Genomic DNA, 16,229 nt, shown 5'->3' on the forward strand with positions numbered 1-16,229 from the left:
TCATGGGTGTCTCCTTATACGGGGCTGTCGATGCGAATCCACGTCGTCTTCGTCTCGGTGTACTTGTCGAACGCATGCAGCGACTTGTCGCGCCCCACGCCGCTCTGCTTGAAGCCACCAAAGGGCACGGTGATGTCGTCCTCGTCGTACGAGTTCACGTGCACCGTGCCCGCGCGCAACGCGCGCGCCACACCGTGCGCCTTGTTGATGTCGCGGGTCCACACGGCTGCCTGCAGGCCATAAATGCTGTTGTTGGCCTCGCGAACCACCTCGGCCGCGTCGGTGAAGCTCAGCACCGAGAGCACCGGGCCAAAGATCTCCTCGCGCGCGATCGTCATCTGCGGTGTCACGCCGTCGAAGATGGTGGGCAGCACGTAGTTGCCGCCAGCCACCGGCATGGCCGCCTCGCCGCCGGCCAGCAGCGTCGCGCCCTCGGACTTGCCCGACTCGATGTAACGCAGCACCGTGTCCATCTGAACCTTGTCGACGATGGCACCCATGGTGGTGGCCTTGTCCAGCGGGTTGCCGGGTTGGTAGTCGGGCACCAGCTTCAGGGCTTTTTCCAGGAAGGCGTCCTTGATCGACGCCTCGACGAACAGGCGCGAAGGCGCGTTGCAACTCTCGCCCTGGTTGAAGAAGATGCTGCTCACCGCCGCGTCCACCGCCTTGTCCAGGTTCGGGCAGTCGGCGAACACGATGTTGGGCGACTTGCCGCCCAGCTCCGTCCAGGCGCGCTTCAAATTGCTCTGTCCAGCCATCACGTGGATCTGCTTGCCCACGCGGGTGCTGCCGGTGAAGGCGATGCAGTCCACGTCCATGTGCAGGGCCAGCGGGCTGCCGGCCTCGGGGCCGTAGCCCGGCACCACGTTGAACACGCCGGGCGGGATGCCGGCGGCCAGCGCCAGCTCGGCCAGGCGCAGCGCTGTCAGCGGGCTCTTTTCGCTGGGCTTCAAGACCACCGAATTGCCGGCGGCCAGCGCGGGCGCGATCTTCCACGCCGCCATGATCAGGGGGTAATTCCAGGGCACGATCACGCCCACCACACCCACCGGCTCGCGCGTGATCAGCGCCAGCGCAGTGCGCCCCGTGGGCGCGATCTCGTCGTACACCTTGTCCACCGCCTCGCCGTACCAGCGGATGCAGTTGGCCGCGCTGTTCACGTCCACGCTCTTGGCGTACCTGATCGGCTTGCCCATGTCCAATGTCTCGGTCAGCGCCAGTTCGTCCGCGTGCGCGGCAAGCTGCTCGGCGAACTTGATCATGATGCGTTTGCGCTGCGCCGGCGCCAGGCCGCTCCAGCGGCGGTCTTCAAAGGCGGCGCGGCCGGCGGCCACGGCGGCGTCGATGTCGGCCTCGCCGCAACGCGCCACGGCGGTGAGCAAGCGGCCGTCCACGGGAGAGATGCAGTCAAAGGTCTGGCCATCGCGCGCGGCGACGCGTTCGCCGTTGATGAATGCGCGGCCGTCGAAGCTCGGTTCGGTCATGGGATGTCTCGGGAGGTTGCAAGGCGGGAATTGGCCCCATGCTACGCCCGAAACTACAACCGCTGCAAAGCCACTTTCCCCGGTGGCCAGCGATCCAGTGGGTTCAACTTTTTGCGGCCGCCGCGATCTCCCGCTCGCGTTTTTTGGTCGAATGCGCCACCCACACCGCATAGCTCACGATCACCACCGTCACCGTCACGATCAGCAGCGTGGCCGCGGCGTAGACGGTGGGGTTGATGCCCCGGCGCGCGTAACCGAAGATCACCTGCGGCAGCGTGTTCACGCCCGGGCCCGAGAGGAATTCAGCGATCACCACGTCGTCGAACGACAGCGTGAACGCCAGCAGAAAGGCCGCCAGGATGGCCTGGAAGATGTTGGGCAGCGTGATCAGGAAAAACACCTGGTGTGGCCGAGCACCCAGGTCCATGGCCGCCTCTTCGATCGAGCGGTCCATCTCCAGCAGGCGCGACTGGATCACCACCATGCCGTAGGCCATGCCCAGCAGCGTGTGGCCCAGGATGATGGTGAGCTGGCCGCGCTGCGGCCAGCCAAAGAAGTTCTGCGCGCCCACGGCCAAGAGCAGCAGCGACAGGCCGATGATCACCTCGGGCATCACCAGCGGCGCATTGACCATGCCGGAGAAGATGGTGCGGCCGATGAAGCGGCGGTAGCGCACCAGCACGAAGGCGGCGAACGTGGCCAGCACCGCCGAGAGCACCCCGGTGACCGCCGCCACCTTGAGCGAGAGCCAGAAGGCCTCGACGATCTTGGTGTCGCGGGTGAGGGCTTCGTACCAGCGCAACGAAAAGCCGGTGAAGCGCGCGTCCTGGCGTGTGCTGTTGAACGAGAACACGATCATGAACAGCAGCGGCAGGTAGAGGAAGGCGAACACCAGCGCCAGCCAGGCCTTGCCGAAGTGTTTTTCAAACAGTGGTTTCATGGTCTGGCCTTGTTCACTTGCGAGGTTCGGCGGCGTCGGCGGTATGGTGGTAGTAGAGCGCCAGCGGAATCACGATCAGCGCGATCATGATCACCGCCAGCGCGGTGGCGCGCGGCCAGTCGTTGGCGGTGAACATCTCGTCCCAAACCACGCGCCCGATCATCAGGTTCTCCGGTCCGCCCAGCAGCGAGGGAATCACGAACTCGCCCACGCAGGGGATGAACACCAGCATGAAGCCGGCCACGATGCCGGCCTTGGACAGCGGCACGGTGATCAGCCAGAAGGCCTTGAACGGTGTGGTGCCCAGGTCGTAAGCGGCCTCCAGCAGGCGGAAGTCCATCTTCACCAGGTTGGCGTAGAGCGGCAGCACCATGAAGGGCAGGTACACGTAGGTCATGCCGATGAGCATCGACACGTTGGTGTAGAGCATCTGGATGGGCTCGTCGATGATGCCGATCGACATCATGAGCCGGTTGAGCACGCCCTGGTCGGTGAGGATGCCCTTCCACGCGTAGACGCGCAGCAAGAACGAGGTCCAGAACGGCAGCATCACCATCAGCAGCAAGGCGGGCCGCACACTGGCTGGCGAGCGCGCGATGAAGTAGGCAAACGGATAGCCGATCACCAGGCAGAAGAAGGCCGTGCTCAGCGCGTACCCGATGGAGCGCAGGTAGGCGTCCACATAGAGGGTCTTGAACAGCGGCGCGCCTTCTTCCGTGCGGAAGATCGCGAGGTAGTTCTCGTATTTCAGGCGCAGAACACCGGCCACGGGGTCCCAGATCGGCTTGAACGGACTGATGTCGCCGCCCATGTCCACAAAGCTGATGTAGAGCAGGATCAGGAACGGCAGGAAGAAGAAGACGATCAGCCAGACAAAAGGCACGCCGATCACGAAGCGTTTGCCGGGGACGGGAATTGAAGATGCCATCGTTGTGCTCCAGACTGCAGTCGGCAAAAGGGCTGGTCAGTCGCGGAGGACGATGCCAGCAACGTCGCTCCACCAGAAATACACCGTGTCCTCCCAGGTGATGTCCGACAGATCCTGCCGCGAGGTGTTGGCCTCGGTGATCTTGAGCTTGCTGCCGTCGCTGGCCTGCACGATGTAGGTGTTGTAGGAGCCGAAGTACGCGATCTCCTTGACCTTGCCGGTGAACAGGTTGGTGGACACCCCGTCGGGGCGCTGCTTGCTGATCTCGATCTTTTCGGGCCGCACGGCCAGCGCCACCGGCATGTTGAGGTGGCCCGGCACGCCGTGACCCACCTGGATCTCGCCAATGCCGGTGCTCACCGCGCAGCGGTCGGGCTCGTCCACGCTGAGCTTGCCCTCGAACAGGTTCACGTTGCCGATGAAGTCGGCCACGAACCGGTTGGCCGGGTGCTCGTAGATCTCTTCGGGCGTGCCCACCTGCAGCACACGTCCCTTGCTCATGACGGCAATGCGGCTGGCCATGGTCATGGCCTCTTCCTGGTCGTGCGTGACCATCACCACCGTCACGCCCACCTTCTCGATGATGTTGACCAGCTCGAACTGGGTCTGCTCGCGCAGCTTCTTGTCGAGCGCGCCCAGCGGCTCGTCGAGCAGCAGCATCTTGGGGCGCTTGGCCAGGCTGCGCGCCAGCGCCACGCGCTGCTGCTGCCCGCCCGAGAGCTGGTGTGGCTTGCGCTGGGCGTAGGGCGTGAGCTGCACCAGGGCCAGCATTTCATCGGTGCGCTGCTTCACCTCCGCCTTGGGCAGGCCTTCGCGCTTGAGGCCAAAGGCCACGTTCTCCCAGATGGTGAGGTGGGGAAACAGCGCGTACGACTGGAACATCATGTTGACCGGCCGCTCGTAGGGCGGCATGGCCGCCACGTCCTGGCCACCCAGCAGGATGCGTCCGGAGGTCGGCTTCTCGAAGCCGGCGAGCATGCGCAGCAGGGTGGACTTGCCACAGCCCGAGCTGCCCAGCAGGGCGAAGATCTCACCCTTGCCGATCGAGAGCGACACCTCGTCCACCGCCGTGGCGTCGTCGAAGCGCTTGACCAGTTTCTCGGTCACCAGGAAACCCGTTGTGTCTGCCATCTTGAAGTCCGTTTCTTCGCTGAAACCAACAAAAAGGGCTGTTCAACCCAGGAGGATGAACAGCCCTTGGCCCGTGCAGCGGCGCTTTACTTGCCGCGTTTGAAGGCGTTGTAGGTGTCGTTGAGCGTGCTGGCAATCTCGTTGGAGTAGCCACCGGTGGCGATCAGGCGCGCCGTGTCGGCATCGCTCAGGAAGATGGTCTTGTTGTTCTTGACCTCGTCCTTGATGTCGGCCAGGGCTGCCTTGTTGCCGGTGGGGTAGTTCAGCTCGTTGGCCATGGCAGCGCCGTTGGCGGCGCGCAGGTAGAAGTCGATGAAGGCGTGCGCGTTGTTCACGTGCTTGGCGTCCTTGGGGATGGCCATGGTGTCGATGAAGACCAGACCGCCGCCGGTGGGCAGCAGCGGGATGATCTCGTCCTTGCCACCGGTTTCCTTCACACGGTCACCCGCGATGTTGATGTCGCCCGACCAGCCGATGAAGGCGCAAGCCTTGCCGCCGGCGATGTCGTCGATCATGGTGCTGGAGAACAGGCGCACGTCCTTGCGCACCTTCTTGAGCATCTCGCCGGCAAGCTTGAAGTCTTCCGGGTTCTCGCTGTAGGCGGGCTTGCCCACGTAGTTCAGCGCCACCGGCAGGATCTCGCTGGGCGAATCCAGGTAGGCGATGCCGCACGACTTGAGTTTGCTGGAGTACTCGGGTTTGAACACCAGGTCCCAGGCGTTCTCGGGCATGGGCATGCTGCCCAGCGCCTTCTCGACCTTCTGCTTGTTGATGCCCACGGTGGTGAAGCCCCAGGCCCACGGCACCAGGTGCTTGTTCTCGGGGTCCACGCCGGCGATCTTGGCCATGAACTCGGTGTCGAGGTTGGCGTAGTTGGGGATCTTGCTCTTGTCAATCGGCTGGTAGAGGCCGCCCTCGACCTGCTTCTTGGCGAAGCCGGCGGTGGGGATCACGATGTCGTAGCCGGAATTGCCCGCGACCAGCTTGGCGTGCAGGGCTTCGTTGTTCTCGAAGGTGTCGTAGTTGACCTTGATGCCGTACTCCTTCTCGAAGTCGGCCACCAGGGTTTCGGTGATGTAGTCGGGCCAGTTGTAGACGTTGAGGACCTTCTCGTCGTCCAGCACCGGGCCGGCCGGCACCGCAGGAGCGGCAGGGGCAGCAGCCACCGGAGCCGGCTCGGCCGGAGCGGCCACGGGCTCTTCCTTCTTGCCGCACGACGCCAGCAGGATCGCCGACATTGCAATAACCAAAACGTGTTTCTTCATGGTGGTGCTCGCTCCTGAGAGGGGTTGATCAATGACAACTCGAACCGAAAGGCATGGAAAAGACTGGACAACAATCTAGCAAGTTCCAGACCCGCCGCCGCCAAAAACTCACCCCATTGGCGCGTTCCGGCGTACTGCAGAGGGCATTCTATTCACGCGTGCTGGCCAGCGGCCTGCAGCTGGGCCAGGGTGGCATCCAGGCAGGTACGGATCAGCACCATCATCTCGTCGATCTGGGCGCGTGTCATCACCAGCGGCGGCGCGATGATCATGCGGTCGCCCACGGCGCGCATGATCAGGCCGTTCTTGAAGCAGTGGGCGCGGCACATCATGCCCACACCCAGGTCCGGGTCGAAGGTGGCGCGCGTGGCCTTGTCCTTCACCAGCACCAGCCCGGCCACGAAGCCGCAGGTCTCGGCCACTCCCACCAGCGGATGGTCATTGAGTTCGGCAAAACGCTCGGCGAGATACAGGCCGGTGTCGTCGCGCACCCGGCCCACCAGGTTCTCTCGCTCCATCAGTTCGATGTTGGCCAGCGCCACCGCGCAGGCCACCGGGTGGCCGCTGTAGGTGTAGCCGTGGTTGAACTCGCCGCCCTGCTCGATCAGCACCTTGGCCACGCGGTCACCCACCATCACACCGCCCAGCGGGATGTAACCGCTGGTCACGCCCTTGGCAAAGGTGATGAGGTCGGGCCGGATGCCGAACTTTTCGTAGGCGAACCAGTGCCCCAGGCGGCCGAAGGCGCAGATCACCTCGTCGCTGATGAGCAGGATGCCGTGCTTGTCCACGATGCGCTGGATCTCGGGCCAGTAGGTGGCCGGCGGGATGATCACGCCGCCAGCGCCCTGCACCGGCTCGGCGATGAAGGCGGCCACCTTGTCGGCGCCGAGTTCGAGGATCTTCTCCTCCAGCCAACCGGCCGCGCGGATGCCGAACGCGTCCTGGCTCTCACCCGGCAGCGCGTTCTCGAAGAAATAGGGCTGGCCGATGTGCGTGATGTTGGGAATCGGCAGGTCGCCCTGCGCATGCATGCCGCTCATGCCGCCCAGCGAAGCGCCGGCCATGGTGCTGCCGTGGTAAGCGTTCATGCGGCTGATGATGACCTTGCGCTGGGGCTGGCCGAGCAAGTCCCAGTAGCGGCGCACCATGCGCACGTTGGTGTCGTTGCTCTCACTGCCGCTGGAGCTGAAGAACACGTGCTCGAAACGGCGGCCGCCGACCTGGGGGGCGAGTGCCGCCAGCTTGGTCGCCAGCTGCACCGCCGGCACGTTGGTGGTGTTGAAAAAGCTGTTGTAGAACGGCAGCGTCATCATCTGCTGGTAGGCGGCGTCGGCCAGTTCCTTGCGGCCATAGCCGGCGTTCACGCACCACAGACCACTCATGGCATCGAGGATCTTGTGGCCCTCGGAATCCCACACGTAGATGTTGTCGGCCCGCGTGATCACGCGTGAGCCGCGCGTGGCGAGATCACCGTGGTCGGTGAACGGGTGGATGAAGTGCGCGCTGTCCAGCGCCTGGATGGCCTGGGTGTCGTGCTGCTCGGCGCGGCGGACCAGGGCGGGCGGGGCGATGAGGGTCGAGGTGTTCATGCGGACGTCTCTTTCAATCAAACATGCAGCAGCAGGTGTTCACGTTCCCAGGGCGATATGACTTTCATGAACTCGTCGAACTCCAGCTCCTTGATCTCGGTGTAGATGGTGATGAATTCCTTGCCCAGGACGTCGTGCAGGTCGGTCTCGCGGCGCAGCCAGTCCAGCGCTTCGCCCAGGCTGCGGGGCAGCGCGTAGGGCGAGAGGTAGGCGTCACCCTTCATCTCGGGCTTGGGCTTGATCTTGTTCTTCAGGCCCAGGTAGCCGCATGCCAGCGTCATGGCCATCGCCACATACGGATTGGCGTCGGCACCGATCACGCGGTTCTCCACGCGGCGCGCCTCGGGGCTGGAGATCGGCGAGCGGATGCCCACCGTGCGGTTGTCGTGGCCCCATTCGATGTTGATGGGTGCCGCGGTGTGGCGCGAAAGGCGGCGGTAGCTGTTCACGTACGGCGCCACCAGCACCATGGCAGCCGGGATGTAGCGTTGCAGGCCACCGATGTAGTGGTAGAAGGATTCGGACGGCGTGCCATCGTCGTTGCTGAAGATGTTCTTGCCGGTCTTCTTGTTCAGGATGCTCTGGTGCACGTGCATGGCCGAGCCGGGCTCGCCGGCGATCGGCTTGGCCATGAAGGTGGCGTACATGTCGTGGCGCAGCGCCGATTCGCGCACCGTGCGCTTGAAGAAGAACACCTCGTCGGCCAGGCCCAGCGGGTGGGCGTGGAAGAAATTGATCTCCATCTGCCCCGCGCCAGCCTCGTGGATCAGCGTGTCCACGTTGAGCTTCATCTTGTCGCAGTAGTCGTAGATCTCCTCGAACAGCGGGTCGAACTCGTTGACCGCGTCGATGCTGTACGACTGGCGCGAGGTCTCGGCACGGCCGCTGCGCCCGATCGGTGGTTTCAGCAGCGTGTTCGGGTCGGTGTTGCGCGCGGTCAGGTAGAACTCCAGCTCGGGCGCGACCACCGGGTCCAGGCCCTCGGCGTCGAACAGCTCACACACGTGGCGCAGCACGCTGCGCGGCGCGAAGGGCACCAGCTTGCCGTCGTGGTCGAAGCAGTCGTGGATCACCTGCGCGGTGGGGTCGGTGGCCCAGGGCACGATGCGCGCGGTGGTCGGGTCCGGGCGCAGCTGCATGTCGCGGTCGGTCGGCTCGATCACGTCGTAGTACGGCCCGCTGGCCGGAAACTCCCCCGTCACCCCCATCGCCACGATCGCCTGCGGCAGGCGCATGCCGCGGTCCTCGGTGAACTTCTCACGCGGCAGGATCTTGCCGCGCGCCACACCGGTCAAGTCGGGCACCAGGCACTCGACCTCGGTCACGCGGTTCTGGTTGAGCCAGTTCTCCAGATCGTTGAAGGTCATTTTTTTGTCAGTGGCTGTCATGTGCCATCTCCTGCTGTGTGTTGTGTGAAATCGATCTGGGGAAACAATCAGGCGCCCGGATGGGCGGCGCTGCGTGCGAGGTCGGCCGCCTGCAGGCGCAGGCTGTGGCGCGAGCGGCAGGCGCGCCCGAAGGCCTCGAAGATGGCGGCGTAGAACGGCGTTTCCCAGCAGCGCCATTCGGGGTGGAACTGCACCGCGTAGGCAAAGGTGCGCGCGCCGCGCACGCCAAAAGCCTCCACCACGCCGTCGGGCGCATGGGCCAGCGCCTCCAGGCTGTCGGCCAGGCGGTTGATGCCCTGGCCGTGCAACGAATTCACCTCGGTCTCGGGGCCGCCGGCCCATTCTTCGAACACGCTGCCCGGTGCGAAGCGCACGCTGTGGCGCGGCGCGTACTGCTCGTCGGGCGGCGCACCTTTGGGCTCGCGGTGGTCCCTCAGGCCGGGCACCTCCTGCACCCTCTGGTGCAGCGTGCCGCCCAGGGCCACGTTGATCTCTTGAAAGCCGCGGCAGATGCCCAGCAGCGGCACACCCTCGTGCACGCAGGCCTTTACCAGCGCCAGCGTGAGCAGGTCGCGGTCGGCGTCCAGCGGCAGGCTGGGGTCGGCCACGTCCTCGGCGAAATGGGAGGGGTGCACGTTGGAGGGCGAGCCGGTCAGCATCACGCCGTCCACCAGCGAGAGCAGGTCGCTGATCTGGTCGGTGTCGGCCAGTGGAAACATCACTGGCTGGGCCTGTGCCCCAACCTTCACCGCCCGGGCGTATTTGTCACCCAGCAGCAAAAAGGGCATCTGATGACCGTGGTCACCCATCAAGCGGTGGTCGGCGGGCAGCCAGACCATGCACGGCGGCTTGTTCATGTTCTCTCCAGGCAATGGATGGCATTGTGGCCATTGAAGTGGATCACAATCAGAGCCAGTTGAGCCCACACCGTGGTGCCAATTGAAAGCCCCCCCTGCGCCGCTTCGCGGCTTCCCCCCGCTGGGGGGACCACACCTGCGGCCTGGCAGAGCCAGTTCCGCGGTGTGTCTGGAAGGGGCACGTCGCTCCGGCTTCTGAATTGGAATCCTCTAGATGCTGTCCGAATTCCTGCTCGCCGAAATGAACCGACTGGGCACGCAAGACGCGCTGCCCTTGCACCGCCAGCTCTACGAGGCGCTGCGCCGCGCCATGCTCGACGGCAAGCTCGGCGCTGGTGAACGCCTGCCCTCCAGCCGCGACCTGGCCGAAGACCTCTCGCTCTCGCGCAACACCGTGGTGGCCGCGATCAACCAGCTCAGTGTCGAGGGCTACCTGGCCAGTCGCGTGGGCAGTGGCACCTATGTGAACGACAACGTGCCACGCGCCGCGCCCAGCCGGGGCACACGCAACAGCGGCCAGCCCGCCACCCTGCAGGCTGGGCGCCTGTCCACGCGCGGCATCGCGCTCTCGAGCACCTTTTGCGCCACCGAGCTCGAGGTGCAGCCCTTCACCCCCGGCATGGTCGACTTCAGTGCCTTTCCCGTCGCGCTGTGGCAGCGGCTGCAAAACAAGCATTGGCGCATGACCTACCCGGACATGCTCGACTACAACACCTCGGGCGGCTACGCGCCGCTGCGCCGCGCCGTGGCCGACTACCTGCGCGTGTTCCGCAGCGTTCAGCTGGAGGCCGACCAGGTCGTGATCACCAGCGGCACGCAGCAGTCGCTCGAACTCTGCGCACGCCTGCTGGCCGACCATGGCGACACCGTGTGGGTGGAAGACCCGGCCTACTGGGGGGCGGTCAAGGCCTTCATGGCCACGGGTCTGGCCATCCACCCGGTGCCGGTGGACGAGCAGGGCATCAGCCCGAGCGCGGGCGACAGCACCCACCCACCGCGGCTGATCTACGTGACGCCCTCGCACCAATACCCCACCGGCGCGGTGATGACGCTGCCGCGGCGCCACCAGCTGCTGGCCACGGCGCGCGCGCACGACGCCTGGGTGTTGGAGGACGACTACGACAGCGAATACCGCTTCAGCGGCCCTCCCATCTCCAGCCTGGAAGGCCTGGACACCGACGGCCGCGTGCTCTACATGGGCACCTTCTCCAAAGTGCTCTACCCCGGCCTGAAGCTGGGTTACCTGGTGGTGCCCAAGCCGCTGGTGGCGGCCTTCAAGCAGGCCCACTACGACCTCAACCGCCCCGGCCAGATGCCGGTGCAGGCCGCGTTGGCCGAGTTCATTGAAATGGGCCATTTCGCCAGCGCCCTGCGCCGCGCGCGGCAGAACTACGCCGAGCGTCGCCAGTGCCTGCTCGAAGCCCTCAAGCCGGTGCTCACCGCCGGAGGCCCCTACATCAGCGGCGCAGAACAAGGCCTGCACCTGTGCCTGCGCCTGCCCGGCGACATCGACGACAGGGCCCTGGCCCAGCGCGTGGCCCAGCAAGGCATGACGGTGCGTCCGCTCTCGGCCTATTGCCTGCAACGCCAGGACCTCAAGGGCCTGGTGATCGGCTACGGCTACGCGCCGCTGGCCGACATTGCGCGCTGTGGGCCGGTGCTGGCCGGCATGGTTGAACAGGCGCTGCAGGCCTGACCGAAGCGGTCGGAAATCACGCTTCCTGTATCTGTCGGGTAAAGGCCTCTCAAACCCGAGGTTTTGCAACACACGGCGGTGCGCCAACGCACAGACCGCCCCCTGGCCAGACCTCAATCTCGACGTCACCCCCCACAGGAGACGTTGACATGAAACACTTTTTCGGCCTTTTGCTCACCACCACCACCCTGGCATTCAGCACGCAAGTCGCTGCCCAGGCCACCCTCTACGCCAACGACAACTTTGGTGGACAGTCGCTGCGCATGACCAGCCAGATCCCCAGCCTGCAGCGCCACAAATTCAACGACCGCGCCTCGTCGGTCGTGGTCGTCGGCAACCGCTGGGAGCTGTGTGAGGACGACAACTTCCGCGGCCGCTGCACCGTGCTGCGCCCGGGCCGCTACACCGCGCTCTACGACATCGGCCTGGAAGACGGCATTTCTTCGGCGCGCATGATCGCCGCCAACGAGCGGGTGGCCGACCACCGCTATGCACCGCTGCCGGGCGCTACACCGGCCGCTGTGAACATCACCTTTTTCGACGACGAGCGTTTCCAGGGCCGCTCCTACACCGCCACGGGTCAGGTTCCCAACCTGCGCCGCACCGGCTTCAACGAACGCGCCTCCTCGGCCGTGGTCTCGGGTGAGCGCTGGGAGGTCTGTGAAAACAACCGCTACCGGGGCCAGTGCATGGTGCTGCGTCCGGGCCAATACCCCTCGCTGGCCGCGATGGGCCTGAACGACGAGATCACCTCGGTGCGCGTGCTGCCCCGCAACACCCGCGTGTCCGACAACCGCTACGCGCCCGCCCCCATGCCGGTCTACGACGGCCGCCGCCGCAATGGCGAACGCCTGTATGAAGCCGACATCACCTCCTCGCGCGCCGTGCTGGCCACCTCGGGCCAGCGCTGCTGGGTCGAGAGCACGCAGGTGCCGGCCGAGCGCAGCGGTGCCAACATCCCGGGCGCCGTGGTCGGCGCCTTGCTCGGCGGCATCCTGGGTCACCAGGTGGGCAACGGCTCGGGTCAGGACATCGCCACCGTCGGTGGCGTGGTGGCGGGCGGCGCCATCGGCGCGCAGTTCGGTCGCGACGGCAAGCCCACGACGCAGGACGTGCAGCGCTGTGAAAACGTGCCCGGCGGCGCACAACCCGCTTACTGGGACGTGACCTACAACTTCCGCGGCACCGACCACCGCATCCAGACGGCATCGGCGCCCGGCAACCGCATCACGGTCAACGAACGCGGCGAACCGCGCGAGCAAGACCAGCAGCGCTGAACCCGGCTCAGAGCGCGTCGCGCAAGCGGTGCCAGAGCATGCCCAGCGCCAGGCTGGGCGTGCGCAGCAGCGGCCCGCCGGGAAACCGGTGGTGCTCCAGCCGCGCAAACACATCGAAGCGGCCGGCCTGCCCGGCCACCGCCTCGGCCACCAGCTGCCCCGCCAGCCCGGTGAGCGCCACGCCGTGGCCGCTGAAGCCCTGCAGGTAGTAGACGTTGTCACCCAGCCGCCCGAAGTCGGGCGCGCGGTTCATGCTGATGTCGACAAACCCGCCCCACACGAATTCGATCGGCACCTGCGCCAGCGCCGGGAACACCTCGGCCATGCGCCGCGCCATCAAGGCCGACAGGTTCGTCGGCGTGCGCGTGGTGTAGCTCACGCGTCCGCCGAACAGCATCCGGTGATCGGCGCTGAAGCGGAAGTAGTCGAGCACGAAGTTGTTGTCGCACACCGCCGCGTTGCGCGGGATCAGGCGCGCGCAGAGCTCGGGGTCCAGCGGCGCAGTGCCCACGATGTAGGTGCCCACCGGCATGATGCGCGACGCGATCTCGGGCGCCACCGCCGGGCCGTGCTCGGCCAGCATGCAGTTGCCCGCCAGCACGCCGAAGCGCGCCCTCACCTGGCCCTGTGCGGTGCTCGCCAACAGCGTGGCACCGCGCTGCAGACTGGTCACGGGGGAGTGTTCGAAGATGCGCACACCGGCGGCCTGCGCGGCGCGCGCCAGGCCCAGTGCGTACTTCAGCGGGTGCAGGTGGCCCGAGCGCTGCTCACGCGCGGCGGCCACATAGCGCGGGCTGTTGATCAGGCGGGGCAGGTCGGCGCCTTCGGCCCAGTCCACCTCGATGCCGCGCCGCTGCAGGCCTTCCATCTCATCGAGCAAGGCCCGTTGCTTGCGCGCGGAGTCGGCCACGTACACATAGCCATTCACCCGGTCGCAGGCCATGCCGTGCTGCTGGATGCGCGCATCGATGAGATCAATCGCTTCCAGCGACATGTCCCACGCGCGCTGCGCATCGGCCGCACCGAGCTGGTCTTCAAACGGGCCCTGACCGCTGGCAAAACCGACGATGGCCTGGCCGCCATTGCGTCCGCTGGCGCCACTGCCGATGCGGTCAGCCTCCAGCACCACCACCGAGAGGCCACGCTGCGCGAGTTCGAGCGCGGCGCTCAGGCCGCTGAAGCCCGCGCCCACAACCACCACGTCCACGTTCAGCGATTCGGCCAGCGCGGGACACACCGCCGGGCGCTGCACGCTGGCTTCGTAGTAGCTCTTCTGGTTGAGCTGGGTGTCGGAGCGCACAAGCGAGGCCATGCTCAAACCCTCTTCTGTTTCGCGACTTGCCCACTCAGGTAGGTCCACACGAAGGTCGCGGCTGCGTTGCTGGTGAGTTCGGCGTGGTCGTAGGCCGGCGCCACTTCCACACAGTCCATGCCCGCCCAGTTCAGCTCGGCCAGTTCTTCCAGCAGGGTCAACACCTGCGAGCTCGTCAAACCACCGGGCTCGGGCGTGCCGGTGCCCGGGGCGAAGGCAGGGTCCAGGCAGTCGATGTCCAGCGTGAGGTAGACCGGGCGCTGGCCGATGCGCGTGCGTATCGCGTCAATGGCGGGCAGCAGGCCTGCACCATCGAGCCCACGCAAGGCGCGTGCGGTGAAGATCTGCCCGCCCTGGTCGGCCACGTACTCGCGCGCCGCCCGCTCACCGCTGGAGCGGATGCCGATCTGCACCGTGTGCGCCGCGCTCACCAGGTCTTCCTGCAAGGCTTCATACGTCCAGGTGCCGTGGCCCGAGGGCTCGCCGAAGTGGTCGGCCCAGGTGTCGCAGTGCGCATCGAAATGCACCAGCGCCAACGGCTCGCCCCCGTGCCGGGCTTTCGCCGCGCGCAACAGCGAGAGCGTCACCGAGTGGTCTCCGCCCAGAAACACACAATGGTGCCGCGCCATCAACGCAGCGGCCTGCGCCTCGATGTGGCGGCGCACCTCCGGCAACGGAGAAGCGTTGGGCAGGCGCATGTCGAGCGCGTCGCCCAGGTGGGCCAGCGGCGAGACGTTGAACACCGGGTGGATGCCGTCGCACAGCATCAGACTGGCCGAGCGGATCGCCTGCGGGCCGAAACGCGCGCCGGGCCGGTTGGTCACCACGCCATCGAATGGCACACCGGCCACCGCGAACGGCTGGTCGGCCAGCGGCGCGCAGCCCAGAAAACGGTTGCTGTTGTTGGCGTAAGCGAACTGACCCATGGCCATGGCAGGTCCTCGGTGGGGTGGGGCGAAGTGGAGCCAGAAGATACCCCCGAGGGGCCGGGCGCGTGAGTCCAATTCAGGCCAGCGACCGGCGTCCACCGAGCGCCTGACTCACTTGCCGAACAGGTCTTTCAGGCCTTGGCCCAGACGGTCACCCAGGTTGGCCCCCGCGCCCGTGCCCACACCCGGCATGAGCGCGGTGCCGATGGCCGCGCCCAGCAGGGCCGAGCGGCTCAGGCTCACCGAGGGGTCGTCCAGCGTGCCGCCCACAACCAGCGGCACACCCACCACGTCCCCGCCCGCGCCGCGCGTCACGTCCACGCGCACCCGGCCCGACAGGGCTTTGGACGGCGCCACCGTCACCTCGCCGGTGGTGGCCAGCACACCCGAGCTGGCCACCAGGTTCGTGAGTTCGATCAGCTGCCCACGCGTGCGCACCTGACCGGCCAGCGTGTCCAGCGCGGTGCTGCCGCCGCGCGACAGGCCCACCGTGGCCACCGCCCTGGCCAGGTCCACGCCGTGGAGCACCGCGTTGTTCACCGTGAAGCGGGTCTGACTGCGCAGTGCGTCGGACACGCTGGCGGTGCCGCCACGCGGGTTGATGCGGGCTGACAAGGTGGTGCTCGCGTCGAGTCGACCGGTGAGCGTGCGGCTGGGCGCGGTGAGGGCCGAGACCTCCACGCCGCGCGTTTCCAGCGAGGCGTCAAACACCAGGTCGCGCACCGGGGCCGAGGCCGCGGGGAGCTTCACCGTCAGCGGCCCCTGCAGCGTGCCGCCACCCACGTGCACCTTCAACGACCACGCGGTCTGGTTGTCCGCCCCGCGTTGGAGCACCGCCTTCGCGCCCTCCAGCGCGCCGCGGATCACCGCCACCGTGGCGTTGGCAGGCCAGCCGTCCTCGTCCAGGGTGAGCTCGGCTTGCACCGTGCTGCTGCGGCCCTGCCCGCCGATCCAGGTCACGTCGTCCAGCACCACGCGGCGCGGCAGCCAGCTCAGGTCGGCGGCCTCGTCGGTGGCGTCGGGCTCGGCGAGTTGCGTGGCCGGGTCCTGCACACGCGCGCCCAGCAGCACGATGGTGGCCTGCGGCAGCACCGCCTGGCGAACGATGAGGGTGGAGACCGCCAGCCGGCCCCGCAGCAGCGCTGACCACACCGGGCGCGCTTCCACACGCTCCAGCGTGAGGGCTGGTCGGGCCTGGATGTGCAGTCCCTCCAGCGCCACCGCCGGCAACGGATACACATCCACCGTCACGCGCGACAGGCTCACCGGTACACCGAGCGCCGCCGAGGCATCGCGCTCCAGGCGCTGGCGAAAGCCCTCGCTGCCGGTCCACTGGTGCAGGGCGACCACCACGGCCGCGCCCAGCAGCAGGAGCAAGGCGGCCAGGATGCCCAAGGGTCGAAGAAGGCGTCGCATGGCGGCATTGTGCC

At 66.7% G+C, this 16,229-nt stretch carries 13 protein-coding genes; 2 read left to right on the plus strand and 11 right to left on the minus strand.

The annotated features are described in order from the left end of the window. Positions 1–14: 14 nt before the first annotated feature. From ASE11_RS01975 to ASE11_RS02010, 8 genes are all read right to left on the minus strand, one after another. Positions 15–1,484, minus strand: a complete 1,470-nt coding sequence (locus tag ASE11_RS01975; protein WP_056265052.1) for an aldehyde dehydrogenase — start codon at positions 1,482–1,484, stop codon at positions 15–17. A gap of 103 nt (positions 1,485–1,587) precedes the next feature. Then, positions 1,588–2,424 (minus strand): ABC transporter permease, encoded by an 837-nt coding sequence (locus tag ASE11_RS01980; RefSeq protein WP_056265056.1) that lies wholly within the window; start codon positions 2,422–2,424, stop codon positions 1,588–1,590. A 13-nt stretch (positions 2,425–2,437) separates the two neighbouring features. Then, positions 2,438–3,352 carry an ABC transporter permease gene (locus ASE11_RS01985; RefSeq protein WP_056265061.1) on the minus strand — a complete coding sequence of 305 codons (915 nt, stop codon included), beginning with the start codon at positions 3,350–3,352 and terminating at the stop codon, positions 2,438–2,440. A gap of 36 nt (positions 3,353–3,388) precedes the next feature. Beyond that, positions 3,389–4,483, minus strand: a complete 1,095-nt coding sequence (locus ASE11_RS01990; protein ID WP_056265065.1) for an ABC transporter ATP-binding protein — start codon at positions 4,481–4,483, stop codon at positions 3,389–3,391. Positions 4,484–4,569: 86 nt separating this feature from the next. Next, complete coding sequence (locus tag ASE11_RS01995; RefSeq protein WP_056265068.1) at positions 4,570–5,748, minus strand: extracellular solute-binding protein; 1,179 nt, start codon at positions 5,746–5,748, stop codon at positions 4,570–4,572. A 152-nt stretch (positions 5,749–5,900) separates the two neighbouring features. Beyond that, complete coding sequence (locus ASE11_RS02000; RefSeq protein WP_056265071.1) at positions 5,901–7,340, minus strand: aspartate aminotransferase family protein; 1,440 nt, start codon at positions 7,338–7,340, stop codon at positions 5,901–5,903. Positions 7,341–7,357: 17 nt separating this feature from the next. Then, positions 7,358–8,728 (minus strand): glutamine synthetase family protein, encoded by a 1,371-nt coding sequence (locus tag ASE11_RS02005; RefSeq protein ID WP_056265074.1) that lies wholly within the window; start codon positions 8,726–8,728, stop codon positions 7,358–7,360. A gap of 47 nt (positions 8,729–8,775) precedes the next feature. Continuing rightward, positions 8,776–9,585: a gamma-glutamyl-gamma-aminobutyrate hydrolase family protein gene (locus ASE11_RS02010; protein WP_082585447.1), complete on the minus strand. Its 810-nt coding sequence runs from the start codon at positions 9,583–9,585 to the stop codon at positions 8,776–8,778. Between the two features lie 214 nt (positions 9,586–9,799). On the opposite strand from ASE11_RS02010, the gene ASE11_RS02015 reads away from it, so the two are divergent. Both ASE11_RS02015 and ASE11_RS02020 read left to right on the plus strand, forming a co-directional pair. Further along, positions 9,800–11,281 (plus strand): PLP-dependent aminotransferase family protein, encoded by a 1,482-nt coding sequence (locus ASE11_RS02015; protein WP_056265078.1) that lies wholly within the window; start codon positions 9,800–9,802, stop codon positions 11,279–11,281. Between the two features lie 149 nt (positions 11,282–11,430). Continuing rightward, the gene (locus ASE11_RS02020; RefSeq protein ID WP_082585448.1) at positions 11,431–12,558 is read left to right on the plus strand and encodes a beta/gamma crystallin-related protein; all 1,128 of its coding nucleotides are present in this window, start codon (positions 11,431–11,433) and stop codon (positions 12,556–12,558) included. Between the two features lie 7 nt (positions 12,559–12,565). On the opposite strand, the gene ASE11_RS02025 is transcribed toward ASE11_RS02020, so the two are convergent. From ASE11_RS02025 to ASE11_RS02035, 3 genes are all read right to left on the minus strand, one after another. Then, positions 12,566–13,870 (minus strand): NAD(P)/FAD-dependent oxidoreductase, encoded by a 1,305-nt coding sequence (locus ASE11_RS02025; protein WP_056265081.1) that lies wholly within the window; start codon positions 13,868–13,870, stop codon positions 12,566–12,568. Between the two features lie 2 nt (positions 13,871–13,872). After that, on the minus strand, positions 13,873–14,802 hold the full coding sequence (gene speB, locus ASE11_RS02030; RefSeq protein WP_056265085.1) for an agmatinase: 930 nt from the start codon (positions 14,800–14,802) through the stop codon (positions 13,873–13,875). Between the two features lie 108 nt (positions 14,803–14,910). Beyond that, positions 14,911–16,215 carry a hypothetical protein gene (locus ASE11_RS02035; RefSeq protein ID WP_056265089.1) on the minus strand — a complete coding sequence of 435 codons (1,305 nt, stop codon included), beginning with the start codon at positions 16,213–16,215 and terminating at the stop codon, positions 14,911–14,913. Between the last annotated feature and the right edge of the window lie 14 nt (positions 16,216–16,229).

This window comes from Hydrogenophaga sp. Root209 (assembly GCF_001428625.1).
GTDB lineage: Bacteria > Pseudomonadota > Gammaproteobacteria > Burkholderiales > Burkholderiaceae_C > Hydrogenophaga.